Source organism: Streptomyces sp. NPDC050625, from assembly GCF_040654755.1.
Taxonomy (GTDB): Bacteria; Actinomycetota; Actinomycetes; order Streptomycetales; family Streptomycetaceae; genus Streptomyces.
In genome coordinates this window covers 213,721-226,169 of the sequence record NZ_JBFAIQ010000010.1, presented here as the reverse complement: position 1 = coordinate 226,169, position 12,449 = coordinate 213,721, and the positions used below count along the sequence as shown (strand labels likewise).

Genomic DNA, 12,449 nt, shown 5'->3' with positions numbered 1-12,449 from the left:
GTGCTTTACGCTGTCGTCATGTCCAGCGCCCTGCCGCCCTTCCCGAAGCCACAGGAGCCCTTCGACGCGCCTCAACTTCTGGAGGTCGGCTTGGGGCCCGATGAGCCGTGCCTGCGCGCCGACGCGGCCCGCAACCGCGCCCGGCTGCTGGAGGCCGCCGCCCGGCTGATCGCCGAGCACGGGGTGGCCGGGGTCACGATGGAGGCGGTGGCCGCGGCCGCCGAGGTGGGCAAGGGGACCGTCTTCCGGCGCTTCGGCGACCGCACCGGCCTGCTGACGGCGCTGCTCGACCACTCGTCGCGGCAACTCCAGGCCGACTTCCTCGGCGGCCCGCCGCCGCTGGGTCCCGGGGCGCCGCCGGTCGAGCGGCTGCGCGCGTTCGGCATCGCGGTGCTGTACCGCGCGGCGGAACAGCTGGACCTGCAACTGGCCGCCCAGCCGGAGCCGACCCGCCGCTTCTCCCACCCTTCGGTGCAGGCGCTGCGCACGCACGTCACGATGCTGCTGCGGCAGATTCTGCCGGACGCCGACTGCGAGCTCCTCTCGCAGACGCTGCTGGCGTATCTCGACCCGGCCCTGATCAACCATCTGACCAGGCAGTGCGGGATGCCCATGGAGCGACTGGAGGCCGGCTGGACCGACCTCGTCGCCCGGGTGACCGGTACCGGAACCGCCCGCGTGAGCGTTACGGAACCGCCCGCGTGAGCGGTACGGAACCGCCCGCATGAGCGGTACGGAACCGCCCGCGTGACCCCGAGACCGGCTCGGCCGAGCCGGTTCGACCCGGTCGCGGCTCAGCCGAGCGCGGCGAACTGCTCCAGCAGACCGCGCGGCGCGTCCTCCCGGAACAGCAGCACCGCGCTGCGGGCCGAGTCGGCCGCGGACGCCTCGCTGCGCGGGAACAGCCGTTCCTCGTAGGCGGCCAGCGCGGCCTCGACGTCGCCCGGGTGCGCGGCGATCGCCAGGCCCAGTTCGGCGCCGTCGAGCAGGGCGAGGTTGGCGCCCTCGCCCGCGAACGGCGACATCAGGTGGGCGGCGTCACCGAGCAGCGTGACACCGGGGACCCGGTCCCAGCGGTGCCCGACGGGAAGGGCGTGGATCCGCCGCGGCACCAGTGCGCCGTCCGCGTCCGCGACCAGCGCCCGCAGGCGCTCGTCCCAGTCCGCGAAGTGTTCCAGGACGGCCGACTTGGCCGCCTCGGTGTCGCCGAAGTCGATGCCGTCCAGCCAGTCCTCGGGGGCCTCCAGGGCGACGTACACATGCAGGCTGCCGTCGCTCTCGCGATGGGCGAGGAAGCCGCGGCCCGCGTCGAGCGCGAACAGCATGCCGCCGCCGACCACCTGCGCGCTCACCGGGTGGCGGGTGTCCGCCTCCATCAGGTCCGCCTCGACGAACGACACGCCCATGTAGGCGGGTCGGCCGGTGGACAGCAGCGGTCGGACGCGCGACCAGGCGCCGTCGGCGCCGATCAGCAGGTCCGTGGTGAAGCGTCCCCCGTCCGCGAGGGTCACCTCGTGCCGGCCGTCGCCGAGCGGGCGGGCCCCGGTGACCTTCGTGCCCCAGCGGACCGTGCCCTCGGGCAGCGACCGCAGCAGCAGGCCGCGCAGATCGCCGCGGTCGATCTCGGGCCGCCCGCCGGTGCCGTCGTCGGACTCGTCCAGGTGGACCACGCCGTCCTTGTCGAGGATCCTCATCCGCTGTCCGCCCGGGTGGACGAGTGTCAGGAACTCCTCGTGCAGTTCGGCCGCGCGCAGGGCCTGCTGGCCGGAGTCGTCGTGGATGTCGAGCATCCCGCCCTGGGTGCGGGCGGCGGGGGAGTCGTCCAGGTCGAAGACGGCCGCCTCGATGCCGTGCACCCGCAGGACACGGGCGAGGACGAGCCCCCCGAGACCGGCCCCGACGACGGCTATGGGGTGGTGGGCGATGGACATGGTGGCCTCCTGAGGGATGGTCAGTCGGGTACGGCGGTCCGCTCGATGCCCTTGATCAGTGCCTGGAACGCCCACGACAGACGGGCCTCGGGCGCCCCCGACATCAGCTCGCCGGCGGTGGCGGCGATGTGCGGACGGGTGCGCTCGGACGCGTCGCCCAGGGCCCGGTTCAGGGCGTCCCAGTCGCCCCGCGCGGTGGGCGAGGCGTCCTGCCCGGCGTGCTCGGCGGCGGTCGCCGTGGCGTGCTGGAGCAGCAGGTCCACGCCCCATGCGGCCCGGGCGGACGGCACACCGCCCTCGTCGAGCAGCGCCAGCACGGTCTCGATGAGGTCGAGGTAGTGCGGGCCGCTCGGACGGGCCGTCAGTGCGGAACGGGCCAGGCTGGGGTGTTCGAGGAGCATCTCGGTGTACGCGGTGAGCACCCGCTCCAGACGCTCCCGCCAGGTGCCGTCGGCCGGGGCGGGCCCCACCGTGCCGAGCAACTCGTCAAGCACGGCCGCGTGCAGTTCGTCGGTGTTGCGCACGTAGACGTACAGCGAGGCCGGGCCGGTGTCGAGCTCCTGGGCCAGGCGCCGCATGGTGACCTTCCGCAGTCCTTCGGCGCGGAGCACGGCGACCGCGGCGGCCACGATTCCCTCCCGCGTCAGGGCGGGCTTGGCGGGGCGCTCCCGGCGGCTGCGGGGGGTGTCGGGTCGGGCTGTCATGCCCTCACGATAACGAACATGTTCGCCACGAACAAGTTCGCTACGAACATGTTCGTCACAGTCACGCGCCCGCTACCTCCCCGCTTTGGTGCAACCGTGAATCACGTTCCCCCGCCGCGACCGTCGCTCGGCGCTTCTGCCAAGATGCGGTACGTCATGGTGCAGATACCGAACACGCCCTCGTCCGCGTCGCCCGCACCGCGCTCCGTCCCCACGAGCGCCGATGTGGCCCGCCTGGCCGGCGTCTCGCGCGCGACCGTCTCCTACGTCCTCAACAACACCAGTGCCGTACGGATCAGCGAGCCCACGCGCCGCCGCGTCCACGAGGCCGCGAAGGAACTCGGGTACGTGCCCCACGCGGCCGCCCGCAGCCTGCGCGCCGGGCACAGCCGCATGGTCCTGATGCCCGCCCCGGCCATCCCGGTGGGCCCGCTCTACGGCCAGTTCCTCAACGAGCTCCAGTGGGCCCTCGGCCGCCTCGACTACACGGTCGTGCAGTACGGCACCGTAGGACTGCAGGGCGACGAAGCCGCCCGCGCCTGGGCCGAGTTGCGACCGGTCGCCGTCCTGGTGCCCGGCGCCGGACTCGGCCCCCAGGGAGTCGCCGTCCTCAAACGCGCCGGCGCCCGCGCGGTGGTCACCCTCGGCCCCGAGGGCGTCGAGGGGGCCCATGCCCTGCTGATGGACCACGACGGTGTCGGCCACTGTGCCGGCACCCATCTGTATGCCCGTGGCCGCCGCCGTATCGGCGTGGTCGTCCCCGAGGAACCCGGCCTGGAGGCCTTCTCCCGGCCCCGCCTCAAGGGTCTGCGCGATGCGCTGCACGGCACGGATGCCACGGTGACCGAACTGTCCCTCGCCCACGACGAACGGGCCGCCTCCGAACTCGCCGCCCGCTGGCGGGACTTCGGCTTGGACTCGGTGTTCGCGTACAACGACGAGTACGCGATGCTCCTGATGCGCGCCCTTCAGGACGAGGGCGTCCGCATACCCGAGGACACCGCCGTGATCGGCGCCGACGACCTGATGCTGGGGCGGCTGCTGCGGCCCCGGCTCAGCACGGTCCACATCGAACTGCCCTCCGGCCGCGACCTGGCCGAACTGGTCGACCGCGCGGTACGCGACCCCGGCGCGGCACCCGAGACGCACAAGGTTCTGGGCGCGTCGATGGTCCACCGCGACTCCAGCTGACGGCGGCCGCCGGTGCGCCCCTGACAGGCGTCGTACTCCTTCCGGCCGGACCCCGTCCGGCCGTGCCGCTTCCAGGCGGCACGGCCGTTCCCCGGGAAGCGCGGACTACTCGCCCTGCGGGCCGCCCTCCTGCTCGGCGATGTTCTTGCGGACCTCGTCCATGTCCAGCTTCCGGGCCTGCCCGATGACGTCGGTCAGGGCGGCCTCGGGCAGCGCGCCCGGCTGTGCGAACACCGCCACCTGGTCACGGACGATCATCAGCGTCGGGATCGACTGGATACCGAAGGCCTGCGCCAGCTCCGGCTGCGCCTCGGTGTCCACCTTGCCGAACACCAGGTCGGGGTTCTCCTGCGCGGCCTTCTCGTAGACCGGGGCGAACGAACGGCACGGCCCGCACCAGGACGCCCAGAAGTCGATCAGGACGAACTCGTTCTCCGTGACCGTCTGGTCGAAGTTCTCCTTGGTGAGCTCCACGGTGCTGCTCATGCGTAATCCCTACTTCCTGCTGCGGGGGCGAAACCGTTCGGACAACACGGCGGCCCGGGTACCTATTCCGCGCGCTTACCCATGTGGCCACCGTGCACACCACCCACCAGACTGACCCCATGACGGAAACGGAATCCATCGCGTACGACGTCGTGGTGCTCGGGGCCGGACCAGTGGGGGAGAACGTCGCCGACCGCACCCGCGCGGCCGGACTGTCCACCGCGGTCGTGGAGAGCGAACTGGTCGGCGGCGAGTGCTCGTACTGGGCGTGCATGCCCAGCAAGGCTCTGCTGCGCCCGGTCATCGCCCGCGCCGACGCCCGCCGCCTGCCCGGCTTGAGCCAGGCCGTCCAGGGCCCCCTCGACACGGCCGCCGTCCTGGCCCGACGCAACGAATACACCTCGCACTGGAAGGACGACGGCCAGGTGGGCTGGCTGGACGGCATCGGCGCCGACCTGCACCGCGGCCACGGCCGTCTCGCCGGACCCCGCACGGTCACCGTGACCGGCCCCGACGGCGCGACGAAGACCCTCACCGCACGGCACGCCGTCGTCGTCTGCACCGGCACCCGCGCCCAGCTGCCCGGCCTGCCCGGGCTCGCCGACGTGAAGCCCTGGACCAGCCGCGAGGCCACCGCCGCACAGGCCACCCCCGACCGGCTGATCGTGGTGGGCGGCGGGGTGGTCGCCACCGAGATGGCCACCGCCTGGCAGGCCCTCGGATCCCGGGTCACCCTGCTGGTCCGCGGCAAGGGCCTGCTGTCCCGCATGGAGCCCTTCGCCGGCGAACTGGTCGCCGAGTCCCTCACCGAGGCCGGCGTCGATGTCCGCACCGGCACCTCCGTGGCATCCGTGACCAGGCAGGACGGCACCGTCGTCGCGATCACCGACGCCGGCGACCGCATCGAGGCCGACGAGATCCTCTACGCCACCGGCCGCGCCCCGCGCACCGACGACATCGGCCTCGACACGATCGGCCTGGAGCCGGGCTCCTGGCTGCCGGTCGACGACAGCCTCCGCGTCACCGGCAGCGACTGGCTCTACGCGGTCGGCGACGTCAACCACCGCGCCCTGCTCACCCACCAGGGCAAGTACCAGGCCCGTATCGCGGGCGCCGCCATCGCCGCCCGCGCCTCGCGAGTCCCGATCCTGGAGACGGACCCCTGGGGCGCCCACGCCGCCACCGCCGACCACCACGCCGTACCGCAGGTCGTCTTCACCGACCCGGAGGCCGCCGCCGTAGGCCTCTCCCTGGCGGAGGCGGAACAGGCCGGACACCGCGTCCGCGCCGTCGACGTGGAGTTCTCCTCGGTGGCCGGAGCGGGCCTGTACGCCGACGGCTACCGCGGAAGTGCCCGCATGATCGTCGACCTGGACGAAGAGATCCTGCGCGGCGTCACCTTCGTCGGCCCGGGCGTCGGCGAGCTGATCCACTCGGCGACGATCGCGGTCGCCGGCCGGGTCCCGGTCAACCGCCTGTGGCATGCGGTGCCGTCGTATCCGACGATCAGCGAGGTGTGGCTGCGGCTGCTGGAGGCGTACCGGGGCTGACCCTGCCGGATCACGGCAGCCGGAAGCCCAGCTCCTCGGCCGCCCTGTGCGGTGTCGGCTGCGTCCAGCGCTCCGCCATCGCCTCGTTCGACGACAGCGAGCGCAGTTCCGCGCGGTCGAGGTAGAGCATGCCGTCGAGGTGGTCCGTCTCGTGCTGGACGATCCGGGCGGGCCAGCCGGTGAAGAGCTCGTCGAGTGTGCGGCCGTGCTCGTCCTGGGCGCGGAGCCGCACCTCGGCGTGCCGGACCACCACCGCCTGCCAGCCCGGGACGCTCAGACAGCCCTCGAAGAACGCCGCCGTGGCGGTGCCGACCGGCTGATACGACGGGTTGACCAGGACGCGGTACGGCTGCGGCACCCGGCCCCGCGCCAGCCGTACCTCTTCCGGGACCGGCGCCGGATCCTCGATGACCGCGATCCGCAGTTCCACCCCGACCTGCGGCGCGGCGAGGCCGACGCCCGGGGCCGCGCGCATGGTGGCGCGCAGGGCTTCGACGAAGCGCGTCAGCAGGGCGGGCTCCAGCTGCCCGTCGAACGGCTCGGCGCCGCGCCGCAGCACCGGGTCGCCGGCCGCGACGATGGGCAACGGACCGTTGACGGCGAGGAGTTGCTCGACCCGCTCGGCCAGGGGCGCACGAGGGGCACGGTCATGGGGAGTCGGCATCGCGTCAGCATGACATGGCACACCGGTGTCATGTCCGGGTTCGTCAACCAGATCGCCACCGCGCGGACCACCGCATGACGAAAGGGGGCCCGGTTCCTGGTCGGTGAACCGAGCCCCCGTGTGCCGGATTTCCTTCTCAGTCGCGGTCGAAGTCGCCCGCGAGCGCCGAGGCGATCCGCAGGTGCTGCTCCGCCTCCTCGTGCCGCGCCTGCCGCTGGAGCGTGCGGCCCAGCATCAGCCGGGCGTAGTGCTCCACCGGGTCGCGCTCGACGATGACGCGCAACTCGGCCTCGGCGCGGCGCAGTTGGGCCGAGTGGTAGTAGGCGCGCGCCAGCAGCAGCCGGGGTCCGGTCTGCTCCGGCGCCTCCTCGACCAGCCCGGTCAGGACGCGTGCCGCTCCCGCGTAGTCCTTGGCGTCGAAGAACTGCTGCGCCCGCTCCCAGCGCTCCGCAGCGGTTCCGTGGTCGTAGTACGTCGTGTCCACCTGGGTCTCCACTCGTGACCTCCTTCGAGGCCGACAACGGAACCAGGTGGTTCAATATTCCACTACTTGTGCGGGGTGGCCGGCTACTGGCTCAGGGCGGCCAGCTCCGCGTTGGCCCGCTCCGTGACCAGCGTCAGCACCCGGCCCGCAACGGCCCGGTCCTCCTCCGAGATCCCGTCGTAGATCCGGGCGGCGACCGCCGCGGTCTCGGCGGAGCCCTTGGCGTACAACTCCCGCCCGGCGCCGGTGATCCGCACACGGGACGGCCCCTCCTCGGTCAGCAGCCCCGCGGTGATCAGCTCGTCGACCGTGACGTACACATCGGACGCGTCGACCTTCACGGCGCCGGTGACGCCGTCGATGAGTGCGTCGCGCTCGACCGGGCCGTCCGCCACGGCGGCCAGGCGCAGGGTGATGAACTGCTGGAAGCTGACGTCGTAAGGGGAAAGGACACGTTCCAGGACGGCGCGCGCGGCGTAGTGGGCCAGTGCGACGACGCGGCCGTCGACGACGGGTGCGCTGGTGGTCATGATTGCTCCGTCTCGTTGTCGGACGTGCTGAACGGGTCGAGTGGTGCGTCGAGCAGGGTTGCCAGGTCCCGGGTGAACTCCCGGGTCCGCGGGCTGTCGAGTCCGCCGAGCGGCTCCAGCAGCTGCTTCAGGAGTCCGTGGACGACACCGATCGCCCGCCGGGTGGTCTCGCGGCCCTCCTCGGTGAGTGCCAGCTGTACGGCACGGGGGTCGTGCGGATCCCTGGTGCGTTCCACGAGGCCGGCCGACTCCAGGCTGCGGGCCAGCTTGGACACGTACAGGGCCTCCAGGCCGGTGTGGTCGGCGAGTCGGCGCTGGCTGGGCCGCAGTCCGGAGCGCTGCATGCCGTACAGGGACGCGACGAGCGAGTACTGCGCGTGGGTGAGTCCGAGCGGAGCCACCGCGCGGTCGACCGCGACCCGCCACTTCATCGACAGCCGCCACACCAGGAAGCCGGGCGTGGCTCCTGCGGAACCGGAACCGTTGCTCATGGCAGATACGGTACATGGCTACTATGTCCATGGCTACTATTTACGGGCGCCTGAACGGTTCAGAGCGACCCCACCGCGGCCCCGGAGGCTTGCTAGCGCGCGCGGCCCCGCGGCTTCAAGGGCGTCGGCGGCAGGCCGGGCGCCGGCAGCGGAGCGCCGTCGTACCCCTTGACCTCACCGAAGCGGGAGCCCATCATCCAGTCCGCGCGGGCCTGCTCGATCTCCGCCTGGGTACGCCCGACGAAGTTCCACCACATGACCAGCTCTTCCTCGAAGGGCTCGCCGCCGAGCAGCATCAGCCCCGCGTCGGACTCGGCACGCAGGGGCAGTTCGGTGCGTCCGCAGCCGAGGTAGAGCATCGAGCCCGGCAGCACGGGCACCCCGTCGACGCGCACCTCGCCGGACATCGCCAGGACGCCGTACTCGAAGTCGGGGTCGAGGGGCAGCCGGACGTCGGCGCCGTGGTCGAGCGCGAGGTCGGCGCCGACGATCGGTGTGTACGCCGTACCGGGCGAGGCCGAGCCGTCGAGGGCGCCCAGGACGACCGTCGCCGTGAGACCGGGGGCGGTGACCGTGGGCAGGTCGGGGTGGTGCTCGAAGCGGGGGTCGGTGTCGCGGTGCGCGTCGGGCAGCGCGACCCACAGCTGTGCGCCGTGCAGGAAGCGGGCGTGCGGCCGCGGGCTCTCCTCGGAGTGGCTGATGGCCCGGCCCGAGGTCATCAGCCCGAGCTCCTTCGGTCTGATCGTCTGCAGGCTGCCGGTCGAGTCGCGGTGCAGCACCTCGCCCTCGTGCAGCCAGCTCACCGTCTGCAGCCCCATGTGCGGATGCGGCGGGACCTGCATGCCCGGCTCGTCGGCGATGTCGTCCGGGCCGTAGTGGTCGACGAAGCACCAGGCGCCGATCATGCGGCGTCCCAGGTTGGGCAGCAGCCGCCGCACCTCGGTCGACTCGCCCAGCCGGACCTGACGAGGGCTCAGCAGTTCCCGGACGGGTTCCGCGACGACGAACCCCCGGCCGCCGCACACACTGGGGACCGCATGACGGTCAAGATTGCTCATGCCGCACAACCTAGCCCCGGCGTGGCCCCACCGGCAGACCAACGCCTCGGTACGGCCGCCCGTTCGGCCGGTCGCGGAGCCGGCGAGGTCGCCCCGGCGGCCCGTGGCCATGCCGTCGCGGTCCTCGCCCGGGACGCGTGCCTCACTTGGGCGGCAGGCCCGCCGCGAAGCCGTGTCCCTCGTCGATCCACACGCCCAGCACCGCGTCCTCGGTCAGGGCCGGGCCGGCGACCAGGATCCAGCCGCGCATCGGGCGGCCGGACCGGTCGAAGAGGCGGGCACCCGGGCGCGCCAGGGCCGCATCCGTGGCATCGGGGGCGATGCGCACGATCAGGTCGTCACCGCTCACGCCCACGGCCATGTTGCCGCGGCACAGGAAGCCGATCCCGCCGAACATCCGCTTCTCCACGATGTCCGGATCCCCGCCCAGCCGCTCCCGGATCCGCTGGGCCAGTCCTTCGTCGTACGCCATGAGGAACCTCGCTTCCGGCCGGGCCACCGGTGGATGACGTCCAGCCGGCCGGTCGTGACTCCAGGATCCGCGATCGCCGGCCCGGCGGCGAGCCATAGGCAATCGCCGAGGCAGTCGCTGTCCGGCATTGGAAGATCTATGGGTCGCGGACCATACTCGGACGGGTGGACAGCTCCTCCCTCGACCTGAACCTGCTGCGCACCTTCCTGGCCGTGTACCGGTCGGGTTCCTTCACCGGTGCCGGGCAGTTGCTCGGGCTGTCGCAGCCCACGGTGACCACCCAGATGCGCACCCTGGAGCGGCAGGCCGGGCGGGAGCTGTTCGAACGGCTGCCCAGGGGCGTCGCGCCGACGGCCGTCGCCGACGAGCTGGCGGCTCGGATCGCCGCACCGCTCGACGAACTCGCCGCCGTGGCCGGCCCGCACCCCGTGCCGGGCGGCCGCACCGATCCGGTCCATCTGGCCGGGCCCGCGGAGTTGCTGTGCGTCAGCGTGCTGCCCGCCCTGGCACCGCTGGTGGCGGAGGGCGTACGGCTGCGTGTGGCGACGGGGCTCACGGACGCGCTGCTGGACGAACTGCGCGCGGGCCGCCACGACCTGGTGATCTCCACGACCCGTCCGCGCGGCCGCAGCCTGAACGCGGTCCCGCTCGCGGACGAGGAGTTCGTGCTGGTCGCCGCCCCCGGGTGGGCCGAGCGGCTGAAGCGGCAACTGGCCGTCGAGGGCCCCGCCGTACTGCACTCGGTGCCCCTGATCACCTACGCCGAGGACCTTCCGATCGCCCGCCGCTACTGGCGCCATGTCTTCGGCCGGCGGCTCTCCTGCCCCGCCGCCGTGACCGTGCCCGATCTGCGCGGTGTCCTGGCGGCGGTGACCGCGGGCGCGGGCTTCACCGTGCTGCCCCGCTACCTCTGCCTCGACCAGCTGGCCTCCGGCGCCCTCGTACCGCTCCACGAGCCCGACGATCTGCCGATCAACACGGCCTTCCTGGTCCAGCGCCCCGGCCGGTCAGAGAACGCCGACGTGGCCCGCGTCCGCGACCACCTGCTGCACATCGCGCGGTCCTGGTAGCGAGCGCCGTCAGCGGAGCCAGTCCGGTGCCAGCACCGACCAGATCTCCTCGTCGTGCCGCTTCCCCCGATAGAGGTAACTCTCCCGCAGGACACCGTCCTTGCTCATCCCGAGCCGACGGGCCACGGCGATGCTCGGCTCGTTCTCCGGGGACACCCACCACTCGACGCGGTGGATTCCGCGTTCCCTGACCGCCCAGTCGATGAGCACGCGCGCGGCGCGGGTCACCAGCCCCCTGCCCACCGCCGACGGCTCCAGCCAGCAGCCCGCCTCGGCGATCCCCTGCCCGACGTCCAGCCTGCGCAGCACGACCGCGCCGACCAGTCCGCCGTCCACCCGGATGCCGGCGATCCGCCCGGTGTCCGACGCGGTCCTCTCCGCGTACGCGCGCAGGAACGCCCGGCTCGACTCCAGGTCCGTGACGACGTCCGGCAGTCCGTTGAACCGGCCGATGAACTCGCGCCCCCGGTCCACATGGGCCAGGAACTCCCCGGCCCGACCCGGTTCCAGGGGGCTGAGTTCGGCGCCGTCGTCGCCGAGGGATGTCGGGTACATCGTCACCTTCGTGTCACGGGATGGGACATCTGGTACGCCAGCCTACGGTCGGCGTCCTCACCGATGGCCGTGAGGACCTCGTCCAGCACCAGGAACTCCTCCCAGTCCGGCCGCCCGCCGGCCCTGGAGAGCCGTGCCACGACCAGGTCCTCCAGGGCGTCCCAGGACGCGTGCGTACCGGCGAACCGGGCCAGTGCCGCGTCGACGCCGTGCGCCAGCAGGAGTTCACGCCCGGCCTCCTCGTGCCGCGCGCCGGGGCCGGTGAGTTCGCCGGGGTGCAGGGTCTTGCCGATGTCATGGGTGGCGGCCCCGAAGAGCACCGCGTCCCGGTCGAACTCCATTGCCGGGCAGTGTTCCTGGGCCCAGTCGGCCAGCCGCGCCGCGACATCGTGCACCGCGCGGAGGTGGGCGACCAGCCGGGGCGGGGCATCAAGTCGGTGCAGCAGTTCGGCGGCCCTCGGCGGAAGCGGTCTCAGCGGCGGGTCCCAGGTTTCGTCCACGGCGATCGAGAGCACGTTCGTGAGGGTCACCGTGCCAGGGTAGTCACCGGCGCGAGCCGGACCGGGGCGGCTTACGGAGGGCATCCATGCATACCGTGCACACGGCGTTTCTCCTGGGGACGGGAGTCTTCTGGACCATCGCCTACGTGCTGCTGATCCGGACCGGAGTGCGGGAGCGGACGTTCGGCATGCCGGTCGTGGCGTTCGCCACCAACATCAGCTGGGAGTTCATGTTCGCCTTCGTGCGGCCGCCGTCCGGTCTCGGGCATGTCATCAACATCGTGTGGTTCTGCTTCGACGTGGCCGTCGGCTACACCGTCGTCCGCTTCGGCCGGGCCGAATTCCCCTATCTGCCCGACCGGTTGTTCCTGCCGGCGCTGGGCGGGCTGCTGCTCCTGGCCTATCCGGGCATGAACTACGTCTCGGAGGAGTTCGACGCGGGCGACGGCGTCCTCACCGCGTTCGGCAGCAACCTGGCGATGTCCGGGATGTTCCTGGCGATGCTGGCCGCGCGCCGTGGGACGCGCGGCCAGTCCGTGGGCATCGCGCTGGCCAAACTCCTGGGAACCGCCTGTGCCTCCCTGACGATGCTCACCGACCCCGACGGGGACCCGCGCTACGACAACGCCCTGATGTACTACCTCTACCTCGGCTGCCTCGTCGTCGACCTCGCCTATGTGTACGCGGTGTTCGCCGTACACCGTGCCGAAGGCGCCGCCGTTCAGGGTGAGTTGGCCGCGCCGGGTGCCGTCCGGCGCTGACG

At 72.5% G+C, this 12,449-nt stretch carries 16 protein-coding genes; 5 read left to right on the top strand and 11 right to left on the bottom strand.

Annotated elements, in window-relative coordinates:
- Nucleotides 1–705 (top strand): TetR/AcrR family transcriptional regulator, encoded by a 705-nt coding sequence (locus tag AB0I54_RS24050; RefSeq protein WP_363298175.1) that lies wholly within the window; start codon nt 1–3, stop codon nt 703–705.
- An 89-nt stretch (nt 706–794) separates the two neighbouring features.
- On the opposite strand, the gene AB0I54_RS24045 is transcribed toward AB0I54_RS24050, so the two are convergent.
- Both AB0I54_RS24045 and AB0I54_RS24040 read right to left on the bottom strand, forming a co-directional pair.
- Nucleotides 795–1,931, bottom strand: coding sequence for an NAD(P)/FAD-dependent oxidoreductase (locus AB0I54_RS24045; RefSeq protein WP_363298174.1), 1,137 nt, complete (start codon nt 1,929–1,931; stop codon nt 795–797).
- A gap of 20 nt (nt 1,932–1,951) precedes the next feature.
- Entirely contained in the window at nt 1,952–2,635 is a 684-nt protein-coding gene (locus tag AB0I54_RS24040) for a TetR/AcrR family transcriptional regulator (RefSeq protein WP_363298173.1), read from the bottom strand.
- A gap of 144 nt (nt 2,636–2,779) precedes the next feature.
- Here AB0I54_RS24040 and AB0I54_RS24035 point away from each other — a divergent pair, with 144 nt between their 5' ends.
- Nucleotides 2,780–3,826: a LacI family DNA-binding transcriptional regulator gene (locus AB0I54_RS24035; RefSeq protein WP_363298209.1), complete on the top strand. Its 1,047-nt coding sequence runs from the start codon at nt 2,780–2,782 to the stop codon at nt 3,824–3,826.
- A gap of 105 nt (nt 3,827–3,931) precedes the next feature.
- On the opposite strand, the gene trxA is transcribed toward AB0I54_RS24035, so the two are convergent.
- Nucleotides 3,932–4,312 carry a thioredoxin gene (trxA, locus tag AB0I54_RS24030; protein ID WP_363298172.1) on the bottom strand — a complete coding sequence of 127 codons (381 nt, stop codon included), beginning with the start codon at nt 4,310–4,312 and terminating at the stop codon, nt 3,932–3,934.
- Between the two features lie 119 nt (nt 4,313–4,431).
- Between trxA and AB0I54_RS24025 the strand changes: the two genes are divergently transcribed.
- Nucleotides 4,432–5,862, top strand: coding sequence for an NAD(P)/FAD-dependent oxidoreductase (locus AB0I54_RS24025; RefSeq protein ID WP_363298171.1), 1,431 nt, complete (start codon nt 4,432–4,434; stop codon nt 5,860–5,862).
- 10 nt (nt 5,863–5,872) lie between these two features.
- Here AB0I54_RS24025 and AB0I54_RS24020 read toward each other — a convergent pair whose 3' ends face one another.
- The 6 genes from AB0I54_RS24020 to AB0I54_RS23995 all read right to left on the bottom strand — a co-directional run bounded on the left by AB0I54_RS24020 (nt 5,873) and on the right by AB0I54_RS23995 (nt 9,561).
- Nucleotides 5,873–6,526, bottom strand: coding sequence for a peptide deformylase (locus AB0I54_RS24020; RefSeq protein ID WP_363298170.1), 654 nt, complete (start codon nt 6,524–6,526; stop codon nt 5,873–5,875).
- Between the two features lie 136 nt (nt 6,527–6,662).
- A complete protein-coding gene (locus AB0I54_RS24015) occupies nt 6,663–7,010 on the bottom strand; it encodes a tetratricopeptide repeat protein (RefSeq protein ID WP_363298208.1) in 348 nt (115 codons plus the stop codon).
- Between the two features lie 83 nt (nt 7,011–7,093).
- Nucleotides 7,094–7,540 (bottom strand): MarR family winged helix-turn-helix transcriptional regulator, encoded by a 447-nt coding sequence (locus AB0I54_RS24010; protein WP_363298169.1) that lies wholly within the window; start codon nt 7,538–7,540, stop codon nt 7,094–7,096.
- On the bottom strand, nt 7,537–8,031 hold the full coding sequence (locus AB0I54_RS24005) for a MarR family transcriptional regulator (RefSeq protein WP_363298168.1): 495 nt from the start codon (nt 8,029–8,031) through the stop codon (nt 7,537–7,539). The genes AB0I54_RS24010 and AB0I54_RS24005 overlap by 4 nt, the downstream gene beginning before the upstream one ends.
- A gap of 92 nt (nt 8,032–8,123) precedes the next feature.
- Entirely contained in the window at nt 8,124–9,089 is a 966-nt protein-coding gene (locus tag AB0I54_RS24000) for a pirin family protein (protein WP_363298167.1), read from the bottom strand.
- Nucleotides 9,090–9,231: 142 nt separating this feature from the next.
- Nucleotides 9,232–9,561 (bottom strand): TfoX/Sxy family protein, encoded by a 330-nt coding sequence (locus AB0I54_RS23995; protein WP_363298166.1) that lies wholly within the window; start codon nt 9,559–9,561, stop codon nt 9,232–9,234.
- A 164-nt stretch (nt 9,562–9,725) separates the two neighbouring features.
- Here AB0I54_RS23995 and AB0I54_RS23990 point away from each other — a divergent pair, with 164 nt between their 5' ends.
- Nucleotides 9,726–10,631, top strand: a complete 906-nt coding sequence (locus tag AB0I54_RS23990; RefSeq protein ID WP_363298165.1) for a LysR family transcriptional regulator — start codon at nt 9,726–9,728, stop codon at nt 10,629–10,631.
- Between the two features lie 9 nt (nt 10,632–10,640).
- Here the strand turns inward: AB0I54_RS23990 and AB0I54_RS23985 are convergent, their stop codons facing one another.
- A complete protein-coding gene (locus tag AB0I54_RS23985) occupies nt 10,641–11,186 on the bottom strand; it encodes a GNAT family protein (protein WP_363298164.1) in 546 nt (181 codons plus the stop codon).
- 2 nt (nt 11,187–11,188) lie between these two features.
- Nucleotides 11,189–11,716, bottom strand: a complete 528-nt coding sequence (locus AB0I54_RS23980) for an HD domain-containing protein (protein ID WP_363298163.1) — start codon at nt 11,714–11,716, stop codon at nt 11,189–11,191.
- A 56-nt stretch (nt 11,717–11,772) separates the two neighbouring features.
- Between AB0I54_RS23980 and AB0I54_RS23975 the strand changes: the two genes are divergently transcribed.
- Nucleotides 11,773–12,447 (top strand): hypothetical protein, encoded by a 675-nt coding sequence (locus AB0I54_RS23975; protein WP_363298162.1) that lies wholly within the window; start codon nt 11,773–11,775, stop codon nt 12,445–12,447.
- The last annotated feature ends 2 nt before the right edge of the window (nt 12,448–12,449 follow it).